The 23,048-nt window shown below is 46.4% G+C and carries 22 protein-coding genes; 12 read left to right on the plus strand and 10 right to left on the minus strand.

Annotated features, from left to right (window positions below; all coding sequences use genetic code 11):
- The first annotated feature begins 349 nt into the window (after positions 1-349).
- Both LQ247_RS01160 and LQ247_RS01165 read left to right on the plus strand, forming a co-directional pair.
- Positions 350-790 carry a hypothetical protein gene (locus tag LQ247_RS01160; RefSeq protein ID WP_231005471.1) on the plus strand — a complete coding sequence of 147 codons (441 nt, stop codon included), beginning with the start codon at positions 350-352 and terminating at the stop codon, positions 788-790.
- Positions 791-884: 94 nt separating this feature from the next.
- Positions 885-1,691, plus strand: a complete 807-nt coding sequence (locus LQ247_RS01165) for a polysaccharide deacetylase family protein (RefSeq protein ID WP_269145973.1) — start codon at positions 885-887, stop codon at positions 1,689-1,691.
- A gap of 32 nt (positions 1,692-1,723) precedes the next feature.
- On the opposite strand, the gene LQ247_RS01170 is transcribed toward LQ247_RS01165, so the two are convergent.
- The 7 genes from LQ247_RS01170 to LQ247_RS01200 all read right to left on the minus strand — a co-directional run bounded on the left by LQ247_RS01170 (position 1,724) and on the right by LQ247_RS01200 (position 7,665).
- On the minus strand, positions 1,724-1,975 hold the full coding sequence (locus tag LQ247_RS01170; RefSeq protein ID WP_020453451.1) for a hypothetical protein: 252 nt from the start codon (positions 1,973-1,975) through the stop codon (positions 1,724-1,726).
- A gap of 311 nt (positions 1,976-2,286) precedes the next feature.
- Positions 2,287-2,481, minus strand: a complete 195-nt coding sequence (locus tag LQ247_RS01175; protein WP_020453450.1) for a hypothetical protein — start codon at positions 2,479-2,481, stop codon at positions 2,287-2,289.
- A gap of 112 nt (positions 2,482-2,593) precedes the next feature.
- Complete coding sequence (locus LQ247_RS01180) at positions 2,594-2,947, minus strand: YxeA family protein (RefSeq protein WP_231005476.1); 354 nt, start codon at positions 2,945-2,947, stop codon at positions 2,594-2,596.
- Between the two features lie 11 nt (positions 2,948-2,958).
- On the minus strand, positions 2,959-4,821 hold the full coding sequence (locus LQ247_RS01185) for an FtsX-like permease family protein (protein WP_231005478.1): 1,863 nt from the start codon (positions 4,819-4,821) through the stop codon (positions 2,959-2,961).
- Positions 4,796-5,569 (minus strand): ABC transporter ATP-binding protein, encoded by a 774-nt coding sequence (locus LQ247_RS01190; protein ID WP_231005480.1) that lies wholly within the window; start codon positions 5,567-5,569, stop codon positions 4,796-4,798. The genes LQ247_RS01185 and LQ247_RS01190 overlap by 26 nt, the downstream gene beginning before the upstream one ends.
- Before the next feature lie 429 nt (positions 5,570-5,998).
- On the minus strand, positions 5,999-6,979 hold the full coding sequence (locus LQ247_RS01195) for a sensor histidine kinase (protein WP_095291338.1): 981 nt from the start codon (positions 6,977-6,979) through the stop codon (positions 5,999-6,001).
- Entirely contained in the window at positions 6,976-7,665 is a 690-nt protein-coding gene (locus tag LQ247_RS01200) for a response regulator transcription factor (protein WP_105980581.1), read from the minus strand. The genes LQ247_RS01195 and LQ247_RS01200 overlap by 4 nt, the downstream gene beginning before the upstream one ends.
- Before the next feature lie 205 nt (positions 7,666-7,870).
- Between LQ247_RS01200 and LQ247_RS01205 the strand changes: the two genes are divergently transcribed.
- Positions 7,871-8,917, plus strand: coding sequence for a lactonase family protein (locus LQ247_RS01205; protein WP_020453444.1), 1,047 nt, complete (start codon positions 7,871-7,873; stop codon positions 8,915-8,917).
- A gap of 86 nt (positions 8,918-9,003) precedes the next feature.
- Here LQ247_RS01205 and LQ247_RS01210 read toward each other — a convergent pair whose 3' ends face one another.
- Entirely contained in the window at positions 9,004-9,351 is a 348-nt protein-coding gene (locus tag LQ247_RS01210; protein WP_020453443.1) for a helix-turn-helix domain-containing protein, read from the minus strand.
- A 215-nt stretch (positions 9,352-9,566) separates the two neighbouring features.
- Between LQ247_RS01210 and LQ247_RS01215 the strand changes: the two genes are divergently transcribed.
- From LQ247_RS01215 to LQ247_RS01230, 4 genes are all read left to right on the plus strand, one after another.
- Positions 9,567-10,556 (plus strand): asparaginase, encoded by a 990-nt coding sequence (locus LQ247_RS01215; RefSeq protein ID WP_020453442.1) that lies wholly within the window; start codon positions 9,567-9,569, stop codon positions 10,554-10,556.
- A gap of 22 nt (positions 10,557-10,578) precedes the next feature.
- Positions 10,579-12,006, plus strand: coding sequence for an aspartate ammonia-lyase (gene aspA, locus LQ247_RS01220; RefSeq protein ID WP_026580319.1), 1,428 nt, complete (start codon positions 10,579-10,581; stop codon positions 12,004-12,006).
- A gap of 242 nt (positions 12,007-12,248) precedes the next feature.
- The gene (gene nhaC, locus LQ247_RS01225) at positions 12,249-13,646 is read left to right on the plus strand and encodes a Na+/H+ antiporter NhaC (protein ID WP_020453440.1); all 1,398 of its coding nucleotides are present in this window, start codon (positions 12,249-12,251) and stop codon (positions 13,644-13,646) included.
- Between the two features lie 34 nt (positions 13,647-13,680).
- Positions 13,681-15,012, plus strand: coding sequence for an NAD-dependent malic enzyme (locus LQ247_RS01230; protein WP_105979483.1), 1,332 nt, complete (start codon positions 13,681-13,683; stop codon positions 15,010-15,012).
- Positions 15,013-15,029: 17 nt separating this feature from the next.
- Here LQ247_RS01230 and LQ247_RS01235 read toward each other — a convergent pair whose 3' ends face one another.
- Together LQ247_RS01235 and LQ247_RS01240 are read right to left on the minus strand one after the other, a co-directional pair.
- Positions 15,030-15,419, minus strand: coding sequence for a DUF1259 domain-containing protein (locus tag LQ247_RS01235; RefSeq protein WP_020453438.1), 390 nt, complete (start codon positions 15,417-15,419; stop codon positions 15,030-15,032).
- Positions 15,420-15,503: 84 nt separating this feature from the next.
- Positions 15,504-16,292, minus strand: coding sequence for a formate/nitrite transporter family protein (locus LQ247_RS01240; protein ID WP_020453437.1), 789 nt, complete (start codon positions 16,290-16,292; stop codon positions 15,504-15,506).
- A 337-nt stretch (positions 16,293-16,629) separates the two neighbouring features.
- Between LQ247_RS01240 and LQ247_RS01245 the strand changes: the two genes are divergently transcribed.
- The 5 genes from LQ247_RS01245 to cydC all read left to right on the plus strand — a co-directional run bounded on the left by LQ247_RS01245 (position 16,630) and on the right by cydC (position 22,964).
- Positions 16,630-16,842 carry a hypothetical protein gene (locus LQ247_RS01245; RefSeq protein ID WP_158700734.1) on the plus strand — a complete coding sequence of 71 codons (213 nt, stop codon included), beginning with the start codon at positions 16,630-16,632 and terminating at the stop codon, positions 16,840-16,842.
- A 240-nt stretch (positions 16,843-17,082) separates the two neighbouring features.
- Positions 17,083-18,489 (plus strand): cytochrome ubiquinol oxidase subunit I, encoded by a 1,407-nt coding sequence (locus LQ247_RS01250; protein WP_020453436.1) that lies wholly within the window; start codon positions 17,083-17,085, stop codon positions 18,487-18,489.
- Positions 18,476-19,492, plus strand: coding sequence for a cytochrome d ubiquinol oxidase subunit II (gene cydB / locus LQ247_RS01255; protein WP_231005483.1), 1,017 nt, complete (start codon positions 18,476-18,478; stop codon positions 19,490-19,492). The genes LQ247_RS01250 and cydB overlap by 14 nt, the downstream gene beginning before the upstream one ends.
- Positions 19,492-21,216 (plus strand): thiol reductant ABC exporter subunit CydD, encoded by a 1,725-nt coding sequence (gene cydD / locus LQ247_RS01260; protein WP_075212871.1) that lies wholly within the window; start codon positions 19,492-19,494, stop codon positions 21,214-21,216. The genes cydB and cydD overlap by 1 nt, the downstream gene beginning before the upstream one ends.
- The gene (gene cydC, locus LQ247_RS01265; RefSeq protein WP_105979485.1) at positions 21,213-22,964 is read left to right on the plus strand and encodes a thiol reductant ABC exporter subunit CydC; all 1,752 of its coding nucleotides are present in this window, start codon (positions 21,213-21,215) and stop codon (positions 22,962-22,964) included. Before cydD ends, cydC begins: the two co-directional genes overlap by 4 nt.
- The last annotated feature ends 84 nt before the right edge of the window (positions 22,965-23,048 follow it).

Genomic DNA, 23,048 nt, shown 5'->3' on the forward strand with positions numbered 1-23,048 from the left:
TCAAAATCGACACAAAAAAGCTGTCAATCCGTCAAAAATAAATCAAACATTTAGGAGCAGAGACCTTTTTTCCTGTGTGAACCGTTGATACATTCAGCTCCCGTCTCCGAAGAGACAGAGGACGTCTGCGACAAAAGATTCAATCTTGAGGTGGCATATATGTGAAGGGTTATTACGTTTAGCAGAAATAAAGATATATTTTTTTATCATTCTTAAAGAAAATGAAGTCAAATGGTGGTAATATATTCGAGTGCAAAAGAATGAAGTAAAGGAATATTTTAGAGAAACTCTGTAAAAGGTTTTTTATCAGCACATAAGCGCCGCAATAATTGCCCTCATTCTCATCGGTTTGCCGGCAGATGAATTTCAAGAAACGCTTGGCCGCTACAGCCAGTCCGCTTCACCCATCATTCAAAAAGCGATGTTTATATTTATGAAAGAAGGTTTTTTCGAAAGACACATCCGTAAAATGAAAAAAGTATATCAAGAAAAGCACAAAACATTAATATCGGCCATTAAAACGCATTTCGGAAATGACATGGAAATCATCGGCGAAAAAGCGGGGCTCCATATTTTGATGAAGACAGACCGACATGCACAAGACCTCATACATAAAGCGGAAAAACTCGGTGTGAAAGTTTATCCGGTATCAGATTTCTGGCTTGAGCCACATAAAAGCAGCTCTTCCATCGTCATGGCGGGATTTGGGGGGCTTTCTGAAGCGGAAATTGAAGAAGGGATCAGCATACTGCGTAAAGCTTGGCTTTCATCATCAAAGCAGGAACGGTGAAAAATGCTCGTTCCGAAACCGATATTAAAAAGGATTCAATAGATAGAAAGCGGGAATACTTGTGAAAAAAACGAAACTGCTCATTTTGCTGCTTATGTTGATGGGAATGCTGTACGGGTGTTCCAGTCATGAAGCAAAAGGAGAGGAAAAAACAGAACCAAATACGGCTCAAAAAGCGGCAAAACAATCAAAACAGCAGGCGGAGCATGATCCATCCTCCAAGTGGATCAAAGTGAAGGGCCCCGCCCGCATTCCGATTCTCATGTATCACAGCATTTCCACAGGAAACAGCCTGCGCGTACCGGAGGCGGAGTTCCGCGGACATATGAAATGGCTGAAGGATAACGGCTATTACACACTGACACCTGAAGAAGCCTATATTGTCTTAACACAAGACAAAATGCCGAGTGAAAAATGCGTGCTGATTACGTTTGATGATGGTTATACAGATAACTTTGAAAAAGCGTACCCGATTTTGAAAGATTATGAGATGAAGGCGACAATTTTCATGATCGGTAAATCGGTCGGCAGAAAAAATCATTTAACCGAAAGCCAAATGAAAGAAATGGCCGAATACGGTATTGCTATCGAAAGCCATACGATCAATCATGTCGAATTGAACGGACTTGCTCCAGAGCAGCAGCTGAGTGAAATGACTCGTTCCAAAACATTGTTTGACGGCATGCTTCAGCAGAACACAACCATGCTGAGTTATCCAGTTGGACGCTATAATGCCGAAACGCTCAAACAGGCTGAGAAGGCGGGGTATCAAATGGCGGTGACGACAGAGCCGGGGGCGGCTGCTAGGGATCAGGGGATGTATGCGCTGCACAGGGTCCGCATCTCGCCGGGAATGTCGCCGGACGCCTTTGGAAGAATGGTGGAACACAGCATACAATAGGAAAGACGGCATTTATCATGATGCCGCTTTCTTTATTTTTTTTCATTTTGGTCCGTCGGGCTCATGACAAGCCGCAGATTTGGACGCATACCTTCAGAGGTTCGGCGGTTTACCGGCTGCCCGGGTGCGGTTTCGATGACCCTCAAAAATCCGGTCGGCGCAGCTGCCTGGCGGATCAATATTCTGCTTTTCGGTGCCGCTTTTGTATAAGATCTTTTGTTGCTCTTGTCAAAAAAGAATGAATACAAAATAAACAGAGCCAATAAAACCAGTAAAAAAATCATCTGGAAAAAACCCTCCTTATTGTGAATGTCTTCTTTTAATATCGAACAAGTAGGTGCAAAGTTTTATATATTTTGTAACAGAATCGATTAATTGTGACTTTTAAATCGTTTGAAGAGCGGGAATCTGCTGTCTTTACATCATTCCCAATCGGAAGTCTGGTTAAACAACTGGATTGATGATGGCGTATTTGGAGTTAGATGGTGAATGAATGATGAAGTGAGATGGCTGGAACATACCCGGCTGACTGCAGCAAGAACTGCATACAGCCTAAGGGTCCGAGCAGAAGATAGGGAAAGGCAGCCTGCGGGTCTTAACAGCCGCCGCCATCACCGCCGCCGCCACAATCTCCGCCGCCACCGAAATCACTTCCGCTGTCGCCGGATGAATCAGGACCCCCGACAAAGAAAGTTGAAGAGCTGCTGCCGCTGTTGTTTCCGTCGGACGGCGCCATGGCGGCGTAGAGGAAGAATCCCACCAGGATAAAACCGATCATTCCAACAATCATATGAAAACCTCCCTAACCAATATGACTTCTGTTTTACTACGAACAACGGGCCAAAAAGTTTCGGAAATCTGTAAAATTATAGTAACACAAAAAACGGCTAGACGCCGTTTTTTTACTGCCTGATCAATTTGGTCCGAACTGCACTCGGCATATCGCCGGGCTGTACTTCTTCCCATGTCTCAACGTATTTTCCCTTCGCGTGTACCTTTAGGAAGGCGTTTTTTCGAAGGGAGGCGCTGGAGGAGAATGTAATTTCTTTTTCCTTCCCAGTGTCATTATATCCTTCCAGCGTGTACTCATAGCGGCCCGGACTCAAGTGCTTTCCGTCTTTGTTGATTTGGACATACACGCTTTCTTTCTTCACAAGTGGATTGAACCTGTCTGTCACCTCATGATGAATTAATAGAAATGCACCGATGCATACAACAGCCAAACCGGCTGTAATCAGAGAAATTGTTTTTTTCATATTTTATCACCTTAAAAATCTTTTAATTTTTTCAAATAGCTTTTTCGAATGATCATAAAGAATAATAGTTGGAAGGTCAGAAATCCGCCTATCGTCATCAACACCGGAGCTGCAAAATGACCAAGACTCTGCGCCTCGAGCGTCTTCATCGCAAAATACGTATGAACTGCTGCAAGAGCGAACGGAAAGAAGAACAGGATGGCCAATTGAATCGTCACGCTCTGCGACATTTCCTTTTCGCTCAGGCCGATTTTTGCAAGCGACCGGTAGCGCTGCTGATCTTCTTCAAGATCGGTAAACAGGCGGAAGTAGAGAAAACTTCCGGATGCCGTAAAAAAGAGAACCGCAATAAAAAGGCCGATAAACAGACTCAGGCTTGGAAGCTGAACAGTTTCAAAATAAGTACTGGCCTTTGCGTCAAATTGAAATCGGATATTGGGAGCTTTTTCTCTAAGGTCTTTTTCCAGTGATTGGATCATATCAAGGCTCTCTTTCCAGCGGTTGTAGTTATAGCCATACAATGTGACGAATTCGCCTTGATTTTTCAGCTTTTCGAAGGTTTTGCCGTTTACGACAACGACGCTGTTTAACAAAATGAGCGGTTTTTTAATACCTTTCACTTTTAGATGTTCATTTGCCGGCTTCGAATCTTTGTTTAACATGTTCAAGGTCTCGGGAATTTCCGGCTTTTCTTTCGCCTCGATGGCGTTCGGATAATACATCGCCTCGCCGTCTTTCAGTTCGCCGGAATCTGACTTAAAGTGCTTTTGGAATTCGCCTTCAGAGGTCAGGAGCACCCAGGGTCCCTGGCAATAGCTCATATAAATTCCTTTTGTCACTTCCTTTTCATATGAAAAATGTCCGTCCTTCAACTTTTGTTCGATCAGCTTAACGTGTGTCTGTTCCTTTTGGTTCCCGCTGTATAATAAGTACTCTATCTCATATCGAGAATCCAATTTTCCGATAGAAGTCTTGGAAATCACCAATGTGCCAGTGGCGGTAAAGGCGGCGGCTGAAATGATGCAAACGAGAAAGAACAGACGGGCATTATCGTTCAGCCGATAGACAAGATCGGATACCCAAAGCACGTTTTTTCCGCGCAAATAAAATGACTTCCGTTTTTTTAAGAGCCGCAGCAGCCAAATGCTGCTTTGGCTAAAGAAGAAATAAGTCCCGATGATCGTCAGAATTAAGATCGTGACGGCTTGGGGAAAATGGATGTCGGCGAACAATACGAGCCAGTAGCCTGAGCCGAGGCAGCCGATGCCGATGACCGAAAAGATAACAGACGGTTTTGGGTCAGATTTTATTTTCCCTGTGCCTTTGATCAGCTTGGTAACGGTTTTTGATTTAATAAACAAAACCGTAAATTGCGACAGCAAAATAAACAGCATGAGAAAGCAGGCGGCTGTGAGAGCCAGCGCTTTCCAAGGCAGATACAATGGCAAAGCGTCCATTTCCAGAATATAAGCGCCGATCGTAAAAAATGTTTTTGCAAAAACCAGACCGCCGATGATCCCTGTAACGATCGAAAGCACGCCGATGATGATGTTTTCTGCGGTGATCAGCTTCCTCAATTGACCCGGAGCGATTCCCTGGATGGTGAGGATCCCGAATTCTCTGCTTCTCGACTTGAGAAAGGCGTTGACGGAATAAAGCACAAACAGAATGGAAAAGGCGAAAATCATCCATTCAGCCACCGATAATCCCCGCTTTGCAATGGTGTTTAAGTAGCCTTTCTCTAAAGCGGGGTGGAACAAAAGCATCGCAAATGTGAAAAAAACCATCACTGAAAACGCGCTGCTTAAAAAGAAGGCAAGATAGGCTCTTTTATTCCGGACGACGTTTTTATAAGCGAACTGAAGAAAGGTCATTGGCGTTTCCTCCCAGCATGGACAGCACATTCAGTATCTCTTCATAAAATATTTGGCGGTTGGTGCCGCGGTGGATTTCGTTGAATAATGTTCCGTCTTTAATAAAAATGACGCGCCGGCAATAACTTGCGGCAACAGGGTCATGCGTGACCATCAATATCGTGGCATTGTCGTTTTCATTAAGATGCTGCATCGTTTCCATTACGTCTTTTGACGCCTTCGAATCGAGGTTTCCTGTCGGTTCGTCGGCGAGGATGAGAGCGGGCTGATGAATGACGGCTCTTGCGATGGCCGCCCGCTGCTTTTGTCCGCCGGATACTTCAAACGTCCGTTTATTCAGAAGTTGTTCGATGCCGAGTTTTTCAGCAATCGCCTGAAGTTTATCTTCCATGACGGAAAGCGGTTTATTTTCAAGCGTTAAGGGCAGCATGATATTTTCACCGATCGTCAGCGTATCCAGCAAATTAAAATCCTGGAATACGAATCCGAGCTGTCTGCGGCGAAAGTGGGCAAGCTTGGCCCTCTTCAGATGATGCGGATTTTCTCCGCGAATCAAAATGTCGCCGGAATCAGGGCGGTCAATCGTCGAAATGATATTGAGAAGCGTCGTTTTTCCGGAGCCGGACGGCCCCATGATCGCCGTGAACTCACTGCCTTCGACATTGAATGAAATATCTTTTAAAGCCTGATGAGAGACTTGTCCTTTATATGTTTTATTGATGTTTTTAACGATCAGCATGTCTGTCATGATATCCTCCTTTTGCGGTGCTTTTTAGGGGTGCCCGCTTCCAATATGTTGCGATTCTTCACATCCACTCCAGTGCCCATTCGGAATGCTCTCAGCCAAAAGCTTGAATGGCCCGTGTGCAGAAGCAAAGTATGGCGGGCCTCGTTTTTTGTTCAGCGCGTCGATAAATGACGAACAAAAAGGAAAAGATCATGTAGAAGCGCTGAACAAGTGACGTTTATTTGGGCGATCAGATGGCAGAGGGCCCGCCTGCCCTGAAGTCGATCATAAAAATGATTCCGCATAAAGCGAATCCTCTATCATCAATTGTGTCGATTCTTTTCATAAACTTGGATTGCAAATAAAAAATCCTCCTTGCCACGTTTGTTTGTGTAAACAAATCATATCAAGGAGGATGTGGATGAGCTATGCGGTTTTATTAAAGAAGACTTACATTTTTGTAAGGAACGAAAATTGCACAGTCGTTCCTTTCCCTTCTTCTGAAGCGATGCTCACATCATGATTGAGCTTTTCCGCAATCTCTTTTACAAGGTAGAGGCCGATGCCCGTTGATTCCTGAAAGCGTCGTCCGTTTTCCCCGGTGTAATAAGGCTCAAATACCCTTTTCAAATCTTGTGAAGGAATTCCGACTCCGTAATCTTTGATTTCCAGGATGATGCGTTCGCCATTACGGAATATCGTCATATCGATGCGTTCGCTTTTTCCTGACGAATACTTCACAGCGTTGGTGATAACCTGGCCAACGGCAAACTTGAGCCATTTGCGATCAGAGTAAATAACGGCGTCTTCAGCGGGAACCTGTTTATTTGGATAGACCCGATGCTGTATAAAATAGCGTTTATAGCGCTGAATCTGAGAGTGAAGCAGCTCGCCAAGTGACACGGCTTCAATTTTAAAATCCTTTTCAAACAGGTCAAGCCTTGATGAATAGAGGAGTGTTTCCAGTCCGTATTCAATCTGCTGGACTTCTTTTTTGATTTGTTTAAAAACGGGTTCGTCCTCTTCCTGGATGATCAGATTGATGACGGAAAGCGGTGTTTTCACCTGATGCACCCATTGATTCATGTAGGTTACCCTGTCTTCCAGCTTGGACTCCATCTCATGTATTTTGCGGTGGTGGAGCCGGCTCAGCTCCATATGTTTTTCATAGAGCTCTGAGCAAAATTCAGCCGTCCCCAAAAAAGGAATTTCTGTATCTTTTTGTTCTGAGCCGAGCCACTGGTAGACTCTGTGTTCTTCATACCATTTGTACGAAAGATAAAGCGCCAGCGCCAGAAGCTGAACGCCGAGAATGTAAAAAAGGTGGGTGAAAGTCTGCATGCCGGCAAACCAATAGTAAAAAAACACGAATCCGCCCTGAAAAAGAAACAGAAGAATGAGAACGGCATGGTTTTTTAGGAACAGCTTCATGATTTCGCCCTCAGCTGATACCCTTCGCCCCGCACTGATTCAACTGAGAAGGGCACGTCCATGCTTCGCAATTTTTTGCGAATCCTTGTAATATAGACATTTAACGTGTTTTCATCTATAAATGTATCGGTTTCCCATGTCTTCTCCATCAACCGGTCTCTGCTTGTCACTTTTTCTCCTCTTTCAAGCAGCACTTCCAAGAGTTTGCTTTCCTTTTTTGAAAGCTCGAGCTTCTCATCCCGGCAGCGCAGCTCAAAACGTTCGACAAACAGCTGAACGCCTTCAAATTCAATCACTTTTTCTCCTTGCTTAACGGCGTATTCTCCAAATGCCCTGCGAATTTGGCCTTTAATTTTAGCGAGCACCACTTCATAGGAAAAAGGCTTTTCTATATAATCATCGCCGCCGTTTTCAATCGCCATGACCTGATCCATTTCTCCGCTTCTCGCTGAAATGAAAATGATCGGACAAGTCGAATGCTGGCGGATTTGCCGGCACCAGTAGTACCCGTCGTATGCCGGCAGATTGATGTCAAGCAATACCAGATCGGGCTTCTCTTGGAGAAACATTTCGAGGATAGAGGTGAAATCAGTCGCTGCAACAGTTTTGTATCCGTATTTTTCTAAATGATCGCATAAAAGCTTCCGAATGTCTTCGCTGTCCTCGACAATCATGATTTTCGTCATTTTGAACACTCCTATGAACAAGTCTCCGCTGCCGAAAATGAGCGATTCCATTATAAAAGCGGCAGTGAAGGTCTCTTATGTTAAGAATATCATAAAAAATTTTTTTTCATGTGAGCGCTTAAGGTTTTTGCATACCAGATCATGATAATTCAGTTTCTGTGAGTTAAAATAGGAATGGACGACTGTCAAAAAAGGAGAGGATCAAATGGCAAAATACAGAGGCTATATCGGAACATATACAAAAGCAGACAGCGAAGGGATTTATACATTTGAGCTTGATACGGAAAAAAAGGCGTTAAGCACGCCAAAGCCGGCAGCAAAGCTGGGCAGTCCGACATATTTGAATATCGCCAAAGACAATGAAATGCTCTATGCAGTGGTCAAAGACGGCGATAATGGCGGGGTTGCCGCATATCGTGTTGACGGCTCCACAGGAGAGCTGACTTTCGTCAACCAGCAGGCCGGGGAAGGACCATCGCCTTGCCACGTCAGCGTCGATCAGAATAACCGCTATGTTCTGTCCGCCAATTACCACAACGGGACGATCATGGCATACCCTTTAAATGAAAGCCGCGGCTTGCTTGAGCCTTCAGCAAAAGTGCAGCATGAGGGAACAGGACCGCATGAGAGGCAGGAAAAAGCGCATACTCATTATTCCGGATTCACACCTGACGAGAAGTATGCAGTAGCCGTCGATCTCGGTACGGATCATATCATTACGTATCAATTGAAAGAGGACCGGCTTGAAGCGGTGAAAAAACACGCAACTGCACCGGGGTCAGGGCCGAGGCATATTGAGTTCCATCCGCAGGAAAAGTATGCGTATGTATTAACGGAGCTGAGCAATGAAGTCATCGTGTTGGAATACAATCCTGATTTGGGTGAATTCAGGGAGATTCAAGTCATTTCGGCATTGCCGGAAGGGTTTGACGGTGCAAGCCAAGGCGGCGCCATCCATGTCACTAAAGACGGCAAATTTGTATACGCTTCAAACCGGGGACACGACAGCATCGCCGTCTTCAGCATCAACGAGTATTCGGGCGAACTTTCCCTGGTTGAACATGTATCAACTGAAGGGGAATGGCCGCGCGACTTTGAGATTGATCCTTCAGAACAATTTTTAATCGCTTCCAACCAGGAAACAGGGACATTGACATTGTTTGAAAGAGACCGGACAACGGGCCGGCTGACGCATTTGCAGTCCGGAGTTCCTGCTCCTGAAGCGGTTTGTGTGAAATTTTTACATCAATAAAAGCAAAAAAACTTGACTGGCTAAAAAGGCCAGTCAAGTTTTTTTCTTTTTATAACACTTGCAGCATGCGGTTAACCGCTGTCATTTTACCCCGCATCCAGCTCTTTTTTGACCTTGATAAACGCAACCATCTGCTTGATTTCTTCTTCGGAAAGAAGCGTCCCGTCGACTGCCAGCTTGAGCTTATCCCATTCCGTCAGTTCAATGGCTTCGTTTTTAGCCTTTTCATCCCGGGGATCGTCAACTCTGCCAAGCAAAAAATCAGTGGAAGTATTGAATAAATCAGCGATTTCGATAAGCGCCTCTAAAGAAGGGCGGCGGTAGCCCGATTCATAGCCCGCGTAAGTGCTTTTCGCAATACCGAGGCGGTCGGCAGTATATTGCAATGACCATTTTTTATTTTTTCTCAGTGTTGTTAATCGATCTAAATTCATATCTTACGCTCCTTTTAATACACAGTGATTATAGCACATTATCAGCAAAAGTGTACGCGAAATGAATAAAGTTTCTTGATTATTTCACATTTGAGGACTATAATTGCATTGAAGGTACGCATAAAGCGTATACATTCCTGATGTATCAAGCCTTCTTCGTAAAAACAAAACATGCTTTATACTGTATAAAACTACTTCTTAAAGAGGTGTAGCACATGAAAAAGTTACTGCTGTTGACCACCGGCGGGACCATCGCTTCAGTAGAAGGCGAAAACGGACTGGCTCCGGGGGTTAAAGCGGAAGAGCTTCTCAACTATTTATCTGATGACCATTCTAATTATACGATAGATTGCCAATCTTTAATGGATATAGACAGCACCAACATGCAGCCTGAACATTGGGTGATGATGGCTGAGGCTGTATATGAGAATTACAGCAGCTACGACGGATTTGTGATCACGCACGGAACCGATACGATGGCCTACACCTCGGCGGCGCTTTCATACATGCTGCAGAATATTGATAAGCCTGTTGCGATTACGGGTTCCCAAGTTCCGATTACATTTAAGAAAACGGATGCGAAAAAAAATATTAAAGATGCGGTCCGCTTCGCGTGCGACGGTATCGGCGGAGTTTACGTCGTCTTTGACGGCCGCGTCATTTTAGGCACGAGAGCGATCAAATTAAGAACAAAAAGCTACGATGCATTTGAAAGCATCAATTATCCTTACGTTGCTTTCATTCATGACAAGGAGATCGAGTATAACAAACGGGTTCCCGAAGTGAAGCCAGGCGCTTTGAAACTCGATACCTCCTTAAATACCGATGTTTGTCTGGTGAAGCTTCATCCCGGATTAAAGCCTGAGTTTTTTGATTGTCTGAAAGGTTCATATAAAGGTATTGTGATTGAGAGCTACGGAAGCGGCGGCATTCCTTTTGAGAAAAGAAACATTTTAGAAAAAGTGAACGAGCTGATCGATTCCGGAGTAGTCGTAGCTATTACGACACAATGCCTTGAAGAAGGAGAGGATATGAGCATTTACGAGGTCGGCCGCAAGGTAAACCAAGATGCCATCATCCGCTCGAGGAATATGAACACCGAAGCGATCGTTCCGAAGCTGATGTGGGCACTAGGAAAAACCGGACAACAAGCTGAAGTCAAAAAGATTATGGAAACGCCAATTGCAGACGATATCATCATCTAAAAAAAGAAAGCAGGGTTAAAAAATGAAAACTGAAATGACATACCGGACGGAAAAGGATTTTCTCGGAGAAAAAAAGATTCCGGCCGATGTCTACTACGGTATTCAGACATTGCGGGCAGCGGAGAACTTTCCAATTACAGGATATAAAATCCACGAAGAAATGATCAAAGCGCTGGCAGTGGTGAAAAAAGCGGCCGCGCTTGCCAACATGGAGACAAAACGTCTTTATAATGGCCTTGGAGATGCCATTGTCCAAGCCGCTGATGAGATCCTTGAAGGAAAGCTGCACGATCAATTCATCGTTGATCCGATTCAAGGCGGCGCAGGAACTTCAATGAATATGAACGCGAACGAAGTCATCGGAAACCGTGCACTTGAACTGCTCGGCCACAACAAAGGCGAGTATATTCACCTGAGTCCGAATACGCACGTTAACATGTCTCAATCGACAAACGACGTATTCCCGACGGCGATTCACATTTCAACGCTCAAGCAGCTGGAAAAGCTGCTGGACACAATGGAATACATGCTTGACGCGTTTAAGAAAAAAGCGCGCGACTTTGACCACGTCATTAAAATGGGCCGCACACATCTTCAAGACGCAGTGCCGATCCGCCTTGGGCAGGAATTTGAAGCTTACAGCCGCGTGATTGAACGCGACATCAAACGGATTAAACAATCGCGTCAGCATCTGTATGAAGTCAATATGGGCGCTACCGCGGTTGGAACGGGATTGAACGCGGATCCGCGCTATATTGAAAATGTTGTCAAGCACTTGGCTGAGATCAGCGGTCTTCCGCTAGTCGGCGCTGACCATCTGGTGGATGCGACGCAAAATACGGACGCGTACACTGAAGTTTCGGCTGCATTAAAAGTATGCATGATGAACATGTCGAAAATCGCCAACGACCTTCGGTTGATGGCATCAGGTCCGCGTGCAGGACTTGCTGAGATTTCTCTTCCAGCAAGACAGCCGGGTTCATCCATCATGCCGGGGAAAGTCAATCCGGTTATGGCCGAGCTGATCAACCAAATCGCATTCCAAGTCATCGGAAACGACAATACGATTTGTCTCGCTTCTGAAGCCGGACAGCTCGAACTGAATGTGATGGAGCCAGTGCTCGTCTTTAATCTCCTGCAGTCCATCAGCATCATGAACAACGGATTCCGTTCGTTTACCGATCACTGTGTAGCAGGAATCGAAGCGAATGAAAAACGCTTAAAGGCATATGTAGAAAAAAGCGCAGGCGTCATTACTGCGGTCAACCCGCATCTTGGCTACGAAGCAGCTGCAAGAATTGCAAGAGAAGCGATTTTAACAGGGCAATCCGTCCGCGATCTCTGTCTTCAAAACGATGTGTTGACAGAAGAGGAGCTTGATCTGATTTTGAATCCTTATGAAATGACAAAACCGGGGATTGCCGGGGCTGAACTTTTAAATCGGGATTAAGCTGAAAAAACAGTACGCGAAAACACTCTGAAGCATTTTACCGGGATAGAAACACAGAGTGTTTTCGCTTTCCTTCAATAACTTTATGAAGAGAAAGGACAACAGCGGTGAAGTGGTACCGCGTCAGCCTTTTTCGTGGTATACTGTTCGTTGTTAGTTAAATTTTTAAGAAAAAATTGAAGCAGATTGCTATTTTTATGTAGCTTATTTTGAAAGCGTTTCAATAATAAGGGGGATTTAGGTTGAAAACAGCACGGTTGCCATCAATGTTGGAAATCATTTGTGTATTAGGTGCATTTTTAGCGATAGTTTGTTCATTTACAGTCAAATTTGATCTGCCGATTCAGCTGGCATTGTTTATTTCATGGTTTTTAGTGATTTTGCTCGGTCTGCGCCTGGGGCACCGGTATGAAGATTTGCAAAAATCGATTACAAACGGAATTTCAAACGGACTCGAAGCGATATTGATCCTGATTGCCGTCGGCGCTCTGATCGGTACATGGATAGCCGGCGGTGTTGTGCCGACTTTGATTTATTACGGGCTTGAGTTTATCCATCCGAGCATATTCCTGCTTGCCACGCTCATTATTTGTTCGATCACCTCTGTGGCCACAGGTACGTCTTGGGGTACTGTAGGAACGGCCGGGATCGCCATGATGGCAATCGGTGAAGGGCTGGGGCTACCGCTTCCGCTTGTAGCCGGAGCCGTGCTGTCCGGCGCCTATTTCGGAGATAAATTATCACCGCTTTCCGATAGTACAGTGCTTGCGTCATCCCTTTCAAAGGTCGAAGTGATTACCCATGTCAGAGCGATGTTGTATTTGTCGGTTCCCGCCTATTTGATCACGGCGGTGTTGTTCACCATTACCGGATTTATTTACGGTAGTAAAAATGTCGATTTGCAGAAAGTCGAATTTTTGAAAACTTCTTTGCAAAACACGTTTGATATTCATATTTGGATGCTTGTTCCGGCTGTTATCGTTATCGTTCTTTTGGCCATGAGAAAGCCGTCTGTGCCGACGATCGCGATCGGCGCACTTTTGGGGGCGATCTGGGCTGCGGTCTTCCAAGGCATGAATTTTGCGGATGCACTTGGCACGGCATACAACGGCTTTTCCATCGACACCGGGATCAAATTTATGGACGAGCTCTTAAACCGCGGAGGAATTCAAGGCATGCTCGGTTCGGTCGTCGTTATCATTCTCGGTCTGGGCTTTGGCGGCCTTTTGGAGCACTTAGGCGTTCTAAAAGTGATCGTGTCCAAATTCCAGCAAAAGCTGACTTCTGCCGGCAACGTCACATTCTCGACGATTATCGTCGCTTTCCTGGCGAATGTGTTCGGCTGCGCGATGTACGTCTCGCTCATTTTAACACCGAAAATTATGGAGAAAAGCTATGACAAGCTCGGAATTGACCGGAGGGTGCTCTCCAGAAACGCGGAAGTCGGCGGTACGATGACGTCAGGCATGGTGCCGTGGTCAGACAACGGGATATATATGGCGGGGATTCTCGGCGTGTCAACCTTCTCTTATCTGCCGTTCATGTGGCTGAGCTTTGTTTCAATCGGCCTTGCGATTTTGTACGGATACACAGGTAAATTTATTTGGTACACCGATAAAAAAGACTCGCCGGTTCAGTAGCCGATTTTAAAACAATTGATGGAGGTATTCTGTTATGAATGGCAACAATATTATTCGGAATTTGATGCTGGAAATCCCTTCAGCACCAGGAAACCTTGGAAAGGTGACAACGGCGATCGGCCTTGCCGGCGGTGATATCGGAGAGGTTGAAACGATCAAGGTGGGGCCGAATTATACGATGCGGAACATTACGGTTCAAGTTGAGCATGAAGAACAGCTTACCGAGATCCTTGAAGTGATCCGCAACTTAAAAGAAGGCATCCATCTTCATACCGTTTCAGACGACGTACTGGCTGCCCATGAAGGCGGCAAAATCCGCGTGAAAAGCAAGATGCCGATTCGCTCGCTCGCTGATCTGCGGCGGGTGTATACGCCGGGTGTCGCGAATGTGTGCGAGCTTATTAAAGAAGAGCCGCAAAAAGCGAATATCTATACAGGCATCGGCAATTCGGTTGCAATTGTAACGGACGGTACGGCCATCCTAGGCTTGGGAGACATTGGGCCTGTGGCGGGAATGCCTGTTATGGAAGGGAAGGCCGCGCTTTTCGACCAGCTTGCAGACATCAGCGGAGTTCCGATTCTGCTTGATACGAATGATCCTGACGAAATCGTGCGGACGCTTAAAAACATTGCGCCCGGATTTAGCGGTATTTTGCTTGAAGACATCGGTTCACCGCATTGTTTTGAAATCGAAGAGCGCCTGAAAAACGACCTGAATATTCCGGTCATGCATGACGACCAGCACGGTACTGCGGTGGTGACACTGGCGGCCGCCATTTCAGCCGCCAAGAGTGCAGGGGTCGATCTGAAGCAGGCCCATGTCGGCCAAATCGGCCTGGGTGCGGCAGGGGTCGCGATCTGCAGAATGTTTATGGCATATGGGGTAAAACGTGTCATCGGAACGGATAAATCGCTTGAGGCGATGGCGCGTTTAGAGAACTATGGCGGCCATGCGGCTGAAAGCATCGAAGAATTGATGGAAAGCTGCGATATCATCGTCGCGACAACCGGCGTTCCGGGATTGATCAATAAGAAATGGGTTCGGGAAGGCCAGGTGATTTTGGCTCTGTCCAATCCGAAGCCGGAGATTGAGCCTGAGGATGCGCTCGAGGCCGGGGCAGCCTACGCTGCGGATGGACGGTCTGTCAACAATGTGCTGGGGTTCCCCGGTATTTTCAGGGGCGTGTTAAATGCCGGAGCGGAATCGATCAGCCACCCGATGCTGGTCGCGGCCGCCGAAGCGATCGCATCCTGCACAAAACAAGGCGATCTTGTGCCTGATCCGCTGAATCCTGATGTTCACGAGATTGTGGCCAAAGCAGTCGAAAGGGTCGCACTTTCAGAAATGGGAAAAATGAACGGATAAAGAAAACAGCTGCTGCTTTATCGCAATACGGATAAAGCGGCAGCTGTTTTTCTTGCGAATGTTAACGGCGGTTCTACAGATTGAAAATGAATATATAAAATATTCGGTTTTGTAAAAATCCAATGATTGTGGAGAGCGCTGATGATGATGCCTTGATCGACAAGCTTTTTTGTAAACAACGGAATTTCTTCAGGCAAAATGGCAACTTCGGCCATATTCAAGGCGATTCCGTTTTGATCGAGCGACTCGAACATGACTTCTTCCATGCCGACTCCACGGCTTGGCCTTCCTTGAATCGTGACGCGCAAATTCCGTTTGATGCTGACAGAACAGACACCGTGTTCAATGTGCGGCTCCCCATTTAAAATATGTCCAAACTGCTGGCAAAGCGAATGAAAACTTTGCATCTGCTGAACCTCCATTTTTAAAGTTACCACGATTTTATGAAGGGAACCCGCATATTTAGAATCCTTTAAAAATGGACAATCTTTTTATTTGATGATTTCTTCACCGCCCGGCTTGTTTGCATAGTGGTACATGAAGCCCATCATAAACGCGCCTCCGATCAGGTTCCCGAGGGTTACCGGAATCAAGTTATGGATTGCGCCTGCAATCGAAATCGTATCCGGATGCTCGGTGACCAGAGAGACGGCAAAAGTGGCCATGTTCGCGATGCTGTGTTCATAACCGGAAATAAAGAAAGTAAAAACAAACAGCATCATAGAGAACATTTTCGCTCCGTCTCCTTTTTGCGCCATCGGAACAAAGAACGCAAGGCAGACTAGCCAGTTACACAAAATCGCTTTGAAAAACAATTCGGTCACCGGTGTATTCATTTTATGCTCCGCCACGCTAAGTATAAAGCCGGTGGAAGAAGGATCCTTAAATAAACCGGTCGCAAAGATGAGGCCTGCGAAAAACACGGCGCCCATTAAATTTCCTGCATAGCTGAACATCCACAGCTTGATAACAGCGGGCCAACGCATTTTTTTACGAAGCGCAGCCAATGTATAATAAAATGTATTTCCCGTAAATAAATCTCCTCCGCCATAGACGATCAGAATAATGGCGCCCCCGAATGTGATTGCTGCAATTGGATATGTGAACGGAGAATGTTCAACATAAAATAGATTCCCCGTTTTAAACGCTACAATGACTCCGAACCCGATAAACATACTGGCCAGCATAGCTCGTAAAAGATAACGAAGCGGGCTTTGCATAAAAATGCTTTGCTTTTTTAAGGCAAGCTCTTCGACTAGAACAAGTGATTTTGATTCCATGTTTTCCACCACCATCAAGTGTTTGCTAAAGAAGTATCTATCATAAATACAAACTAAGTATAGCAGGATATTGTGAAACATTTCACAAATTTTGTGTATTTTGTTTGAACAAATGTATGGTTCGATTTTCATAGAATAAACAGGGTATCGTTATTGTTTATTTTTAAGTAATAAATATTCCATCCATTCGTAAAAGCCTGAGGGAGCGATGTTTCAAAAATAGCTCGACAGGGAGGCATACGGCAGCAAGCAGGTAAATGCGCAGTGCAATCAGCTGGTGCTGCATGAAGGCATAGATGAAGGACGTGCGCAAAAGGCTGAGGGAAGATTTCACAGATTGGACAAAATAGCAGGACTTTCCGTCAGGCGTTTTCAAGCTGAAGGAAAGCGCCGAATTTGTTTGATTGCATATAACGGTATTCTTTTGATCCGCAAGGCTTTGCGCAGAGAATCGCAACCGTTGAATGACAAAATGCTCCGCGGGAATGAGGGGCATTTTTCTCATGCTGATTTAGTTCTTGTTAACCACAGTGTCACAAAATATCTATAATTTCTTCGGATAATTGTCACAATGACATCCATAAATTAGGGAATATGTACTTTATTTAAGAAGGGATTCGCGGTAAAGTACAGGTATAAATAACCATCCGGATAATATCGGAACATCAATGTGGGCCAAGGTCACCCTTTTGTCTGTGATCATATTCATAAGATTCATGTGAAACTTTGAGCAAGGGTGATGCCCATTCGGCAACGGTCCGGCTAGAACAAAGAGGAGGAGACTGGAACAGTGGACGAACTCATTTTGGCAAGATTTCAATTTGCTTCAACAACGATCTTTCACTTTATTTTTGTGCCGATGTCAATCGGGCTTGTCTTTATGGTTGCTTTAATGGAAACTCTATACGTCGTAAAGAAAAAAGACATTTACAGAACGATGGCTAAATTTTGGGGGCACTTATTTTTAATTAATTTTGCAGTCGGTGTGGTCACCGGGATTCTACAGGAATTTCAGTTCGGAATGAACTGGTCGGAGTACTCCCGCTTTGTCGGTGATGTATTCGGCGCTCCGCTCGCGGTGGAGGCGCTGCTTGCTTTCTTTATGGAATCGACGTTTATCGGTTTGTGGATATTTGGCTGGGACCGGCTTCCGAAGAAGATCCATTTGCTGTCCATCTGGCTTGTTTCGCTTGGAACGATCATGTCGGCGTTTTGGATTTTAGCGGCCAACTCGTTTATGCAGGAGCCTGTCGGATTCGCGATCAAAAACGGCCGCGCGGAAATGACCGATTTCTTTGCGATTATTAAAAACCCGCAGCTATGGGTTGAATTTCCGCACGTCATTTTCGGTGCGCTTGCCACCGGAGCGTTTTTCATTGCCGGTGTCAGCGCGTATAAAATGCTGAAAAAACAGGAATTGCTCTTTTTTAAAAAATCCTTTCAAATCGCGATGATTGTGGCGCTTGTTTCCGGCATCGGCGTAGCGTTCAGCGGACATGAGCAGGCCCAGCATCTGATGAAGAGCCAGCCGATGAAAATGGCTGCCAGCGAAGCGCTTTGGGATGACAGCGGCGATCCTGCAGCTTGGACGGTGCTTGCGAACATTGACGCGGACAAGCAGGAAAACAAATCAGAGCTCAGCATCCCGTATGCGCTCAGCTATTTGGCTTATAAACAATTCAGCGGCGATGTGCCCGGAATGAAGACGCTGCAAAAGCAATATGAAGAAAAATACGGAGAAGGAAATTATATTCCGCCGGTGAAAACGACGTTCTGGAGCTTCAGAATCATGGCCGGTTCAGGACTTTTAATGATCGTTGCCGCTTTGACTGGCCTCTATCTCAGCTTCCGTAAAAGACTTGAAACAAGCAAATGGTTTTTGCGGACGATGGTGGCTTTAATCGCCTTTCCATTCATTGCAAATACGGCGGGGTGGATCATGACTGAAATCGGACGCCAGCCGTGGACGGTGTTCGGTATTTTGACAACGGCGCAGTCCGTGTCGCCGAACGTATCAGCAGGAATGCTGCTGTTTTCCGTCATCGCGTTTACAGCGATTTATCTTGTACTGGCGCTCGTTCTTGTCTACTTGTTTGTGCGGGAGATTAAAAAAGGGGCTGCACACCATGACCACCATCATGATGATTCCGTATCGACAGACCCGTTTGATCAGGAGGTTTACCATGGTATCTCTTAATGAACTTTGGTTTATATTAGTCGCTGTGCTGTTCATCGGTTTTTTCTTTCTTGAAGGTTTTGATTTCGGCGTCGGAATGGCGACCCGGTTTCTCGGGCGCAACGAGCTTGAACGGAGGGTGATGATCAATACGATCGGCCCTTTCTGGGATGCCAATGAAGTCTGGCTGCTGACTGGGGGAGGCGCGATTTTCGCGGCTTTTCCAAACTGGTATGCCACGATGTTCAGCGGATATTACATTCCGTTTGTCTTTGTTCTTCTTGCATTGATCGGACGCGGAGTCGCGTTTGAATTTAGAGGGAAAGTCGAAACCGCAAAATGGAAGAAAACATGGGATTGGGTCGTATTTTTCGGCAGCATTCTGCCCCCGTTTTTGTTCGGTGTTTTATTTACCAGTATTTTGCGCGGTATGCCGATTGATGCCGATATGAATCTGCACGCCGGTTTTACTGACTATGTGAACGTCTATTCCGTAACAGGGGGAGTCACCGTTACGCTTCTCTGCCTGCTGCACGGCCTGATCTTTATTACGTTGAGAACGGAAGACGATTTGCGCGACCGGGCAAGACAGCTGGCTAAAAAAGTCGTATTCGCCGTTTTGGCGGCGCTTGTTGCCTTTGTTGCTTTATCCATTTTTGAAACGGACTTGTTCACGGGCAGGGGACATGTGACGATACCTCTTGCGGCTCTTATTGTCGTTTGTTATGTGCTGTCGATCGTATTTATGAAACAAAAACGCGACGGCTGGACATTTGCTATGACAGGGGCTGGGATCGCCCTCACAGTGGCGACGATTTTCACTGCGCTGTTCCCGCGCGTCATGATCAGCTCGGTCAAAAGCGCATATGATTTAACGGTTTATAATGCTTCATCAGGAGACTATTCTTTAAAAGTGATGACGATCGTCGCGCTGTCACTGCTTCCGTTCGTGCTGGGCTATCAGATCTGGAGCTACTATGTTTTTCGAAAACGGGTCAGCAGTAAGGAGCCAATGATTTATTAATGGGAAAAGATCTTTTGCAATATAAAGGAATGAAGCGAATTCTTGCAGCACTCACCGTACTGACATGCATGCAGGGCGCAGCTATTATCATGCAGGCCGAATGGCTTGCTGAAGCGGTGACCCGCCTTTTTAACGGCGAGCGGGTCGGTTCGCTTGTTCCGCTGATCATCTTATTTACCGCCGCTTTTTTATTCCGCCATGCCGTGACCCTTGTCAGGCAAAGGCTGATTTTTGATTATGCCGCCAAGACAGGGGCCGACCTGCGGAAAAAGTTTTTGGAGAAGCTTTTCCAATCCGGCCCCGGACTGGCGAGAAAAGAAGGAACAGGTCACGTCGTCACACTCGCGATGGAAGGAATTGCGCAGTTTCGCCGCTATTTGGAGCTGTTTTTGCCAAAAATGATCAGCATGGCTGTTATACCGCCGGCGGTTGTCTGTTATGTCTTTTTTAAAGACACATCCTCCGCTGCAGTCTTAATGATTACGCTGCCGATTTTAATCGCATTTATGATCCTTCTCGGCTATGCGGCAAAGAGAAAAGCGGACAGCCAGTGGAAGACGTATGAGATGCTTTCAAATCATTTTACTGATTCCTTGCGCGGCCTGGAAACATTGAAAGTGCTGGGCATGAGCCGTTCACATACGAAGAATATTTTTCATGTGAGCGAACGGTACAGGAAAGCGACGATGGGCACGCTTAAAATTGCCTTTCTGTCTTCGTTTGCACTGGATTTTTTTACCATGCTGTCCGTGGCGACCGTAGCCGTTTTTCTCGGTCTCGGTCTTGTTGACGGCACTATCATACTGGAGCCGGCGCTAGCCATTCTGATTCTTGCGCCTGAGTTTTTTCTCCCTGTCCGGGAAGTCGGCAATGACTATCATGCTACGTTGAACGGACGGGAAGCCGGTAAAGCGATCAAGGCGATATTGGAGTCGCCCGGTTTCAAGGATGAGGCGCCTTTGGATCTTGAGCGATGGTCAGACGACGATCAAATCGAGTTCAAGGATGTAGAGGTGCGGCATGATGAGGAGGAAAACTCCTCATTATCCGGCATTTCTCTATCGTTTAAAGGAAAGAAAAAAATCGGAATCATCGGAGAAAGCGGTGCCGGAAAATCTACGCTTATCGATGTGCTCGGCGGTTTCTTGGAAACGAAAAGCGGCGTGATCAAAGTCGGGGGAAAAGAGAGGACGCATTTGCAGACAGACAGCTGGCAAAATCAGCTCCTGTATATTCCGCAGCATCCCTATATCTTTCCGGATACGCTCGGAGCCAATATCCGTTTTTATCATCCCGGCGCTTCTGACGAAGAAGTTGAACAGGCAGCAAGAGCCGCCGGGCTGACGGAGCTGATTGATCAGCTTCCGTCCGGCTTAGAGGAGCGGATCGGTGAAGGCGGGAGGGCATTAAGCGGCGGACAGGCGCAGCGCACAGCCGTTGCCCGGGCTTTCCTGGGCAACCGTCCGATTCTCCTTTTAGATGAGCCGACCGCTCACTTGGATATCGAAACAGAATACGAATTGAAAAAAACGATGCTGAAATTGTTTGAAGACAAACTGGTTTTTATGGCAACTCATCGTCTTCACTGGATGCTTGATATGGATGAAATTATCGTGCTAAAGAATGGACAGGTGGCTGAAACCGGTACACATCAAGAATTGATTGAAAAGCGGGGCGTTTATTACGAGCTTGTGCAGGCGCAGTCGTTTGGAGGTGCATCATGAACAATGAAGACGGGTGGATTCTGCCCTATATCAAGAAAAATATAAGGCTTTTGATCATTGTCGTGTTGCTTGGCGGATTGACGGCATGCTCGGCTGCAGCTCTCATGTTTACCTCCGGTTATTTAATATCCAAAGCGGCTACGCGTCCGGAAAATGTTTTGATGATTTATGTCCCGATCGTAGCGGTCCGCACCTTCGGGATTCTGCGCTCGGTGTCGCGCTATGTTGAGCGGTTGACCGGACACCATATCATCTTGAAAATTTTATCCGATATGCGCGTCAGGCTTTACAGGATGCTGGAACCTCAAGCTTTAAAATGGCGTGAACGCTTTCGGACGGGGGATATGCTCGGCATTTTGGCCGACGATGTTGAGCATTTGCAGGACATGTATTTGAGAACGGTATTTCCCGGGCTGTCGGCGCTTCTTTTATATGGCGTATTCATCACTGCTATCGGCTTTTTTTCATGGCCTTTTGCAGGGCTGATCGCGATCTATGCAGCGGTTTTCGTGTTTCTTGTTCCGCTTGTTTCCCTGCTTGTGACAAGGGCGAAAAATGTTGCGCTGAAAAGAGGACGAAGCCTCTTGTACCGTCAGCTGACAGACGCGGTCATGGGCGTGAGCGACTGGGTGTTCAGCGGCCGGCAAAACGACTTCGTCCATGCGTATGAAGCGGCAGAGCAGGAATGGCTGGCGATCGAAAAGAAACGGATGCGCTTCAGTCGTTGGAGGGACTTTGCCATGCAATGCCTGGCGGCAGGACTTGTTCTTCTGATGTTAATATGGGCGGGCGGACAAAGCGCGGAAGGCGCCCTGGCTCCTGTGTTTATTGCAGCGTTTGTCCTTGTTGTGTTTCCTTTGACAGAAGCTTTCTTTCCGCTTTCAGACGCAGCGGCGTCAATCCCTGAGTATCAGGATTCTTTAGAAAGAATGGACGGGCTTGAGCCGCCGAAAAGGGAAGAAATTGGAGGCGCTGTTCAGCAGGAACGGGCGGAGGCTGTAGGTTTGGACGATGTCACGCTTCGCTTTGAAGATGTTTGTTTTTCTTATGAAGAAGGCCATCCGGTGTTGGACGGTGTTTCATTTATATTAAAGCAGGGGGAAAAGACCGCTTTGCTCGGGCCGAGCGGCGCTGGTAAATCGACGATCTTGTCGTTAATACAAGGGGCGCTCGCTCCTTCTAAAGGAAACATTACATTGAACGGCATTTCTACGCAGTCTCTTCAGGGAGAAATCTCACGCGCAGTCTCCGTTTTTAATCAGCAGCCGCATCTGTTTGATACGACGGTTTTGAATAATATCAGGCTCGGAAACCCTGACGCGAGCGATGAGGACGTGTATTGGGCGGCGCGCCAGGTGAAGCTTCACGATTATATTCAGTCTCTTCCCGAAGGATATCATACATCTGTTCAGGAAACGGGCATTCGTTTTTCAGGCGGAGAACGTCAGCGGATTGCATTGGCGCGGATTCTGCTGCAGAATGCGCCAATCGTTGTATTGGATGAACCGACTATAGGTCTTGATCCTAAAACAGAGAAAGAGCTTCTATCAACGATGTTTCAAGTGCTTGATGGAAAGACGGTTCTATGGATTACACACCATTTGGCAGGAGCCGAAGCGGCCGACCGGATTCTGTTTTTAGACAAAGGGAAGCTTGCAATGGCAGGGAGCCATCAGCAGCTTTTGGAAAACAATCCGCGCTATTCAAGACTTTATCGTCTGGATGCGCCTGTCGGCCGGCTTTCTTAGTAGAAAACCGCAAAAGACAGCTTCAAGCCGAGAAGCTGTCTTTTTTTATATGGCCCGCTCATCAACTGCTTTTATTTTGCATGT

The sequence above is a fragment of the Bacillus sp. BS3(2021) genome (assembly GCF_021043345.1).
Lineage (GTDB): Bacteria > Bacillota > Bacilli > Bacillales > Bacillaceae > Bacillus > Bacillus paralicheniformis.

Excerpts from the sequence above, each read along its gene's own strand:
- cydC (WP_105979485.1), top strand. The coding sequence starts at position 21,213 with ATGAACAATGAAGACGGGTGGATTCTGCCCTATATCAAGAAAAATATA.
- LQ247_RS01215 (WP_020453442.1), top strand. The coding sequence starts at position 9,567 with ATGAAAAAGTTACTGCTGTTGACCACCGGCGGGACCATCGCTTCAGTA.
- LQ247_RS01240 (WP_020453437.1), bottom strand. The coding sequence starts at position 16,292 with ATGGAATCAAAATCACTTGTTCTAGTCGAAGAGCTTGCCTTAAAAAAG.
- LQ247_RS01235 (WP_020453438.1), bottom strand. The coding sequence starts at position 15,419 with ATGCAAAGTTTTCATTCGCTTTGCCAGCAGTTTGGACATATTTTAAAT.
- LQ247_RS01180 (WP_231005476.1), bottom strand. The coding sequence starts at position 2,947 with ATGAAAAAAACAATTTCTCTGATTACAGCCGGTTTGGCTGTTGTATGC.
- LQ247_RS01170 (WP_020453451.1), bottom strand. The coding sequence starts at position 1,975 with ATGATTTTTTTACTGGTTTTATTGGCTCTGTTTATTTTGTATTCATTC.
- LQ247_RS01165 (WP_269145973.1), top strand. The coding sequence starts at position 885 with ATGTTGATGGGAATGCTGTACGGGTGTTCCAGTCATGAAGCAAAAGGA.
- LQ247_RS01230 (WP_105979483.1), top strand. The coding sequence starts at position 13,681 with ATGAATGGCAACAATATTATTCGGAATTTGATGCTGGAAATCCCTTCA.
- LQ247_RS01195 (WP_095291338.1), bottom strand. The coding sequence starts at position 6,979 with ATGAAGCTGTTCCTAAAAAACCATGCCGTTCTCATTCTTCTGTTTCTT.
- cydB (WP_231005483.1), top strand. The coding sequence starts at position 18,476 with ATGGTATCTCTTAATGAACTTTGGTTTATATTAGTCGCTGTGCTGTTC.
- LQ247_RS01210 (WP_020453443.1), bottom strand. The coding sequence starts at position 9,351 with ATGAATTTAGATCGATTAACAACACTGAGAAAAAATAAAAAATGGTCA.
- LQ247_RS01205 (WP_020453444.1), top strand. The coding sequence starts at position 7,871 with ATGGCAAAATACAGAGGCTATATCGGAACATATACAAAAGCAGACAGC.
- aspA (WP_026580319.1), top strand. The coding sequence starts at position 10,579 with ATGAAAACTGAAATGACATACCGGACGGAAAAGGATTTTCTCGGAGAA.
- LQ247_RS01200 (WP_105980581.1), bottom strand. The coding sequence starts at position 7,665 with ATGACGAAAATCATGATTGTCGAGGACAGCGAAGACATTCGGAAGCTT.
- cydD (WP_075212871.1), top strand. The coding sequence starts at position 19,492 with ATGGGAAAAGATCTTTTGCAATATAAAGGAATGAAGCGAATTCTTGCA.
- LQ247_RS01190 (WP_231005480.1), bottom strand. The coding sequence starts at position 5,569 with ATGACAGACATGCTGATCGTTAAAAACATCAATAAAACATATAAAGGA.
- LQ247_RS01175 (WP_020453450.1), bottom strand. The coding sequence starts at position 2,481 with ATGATTGTTGGAATGATCGGTTTTATCCTGGTGGGATTCTTCCTCTAC.
- LQ247_RS01185 (WP_231005478.1), bottom strand. The coding sequence starts at position 4,821 with ATGACCTTTCTTCAGTTCGCTTATAAAAACGTCGTCCGGAATAAAAGA.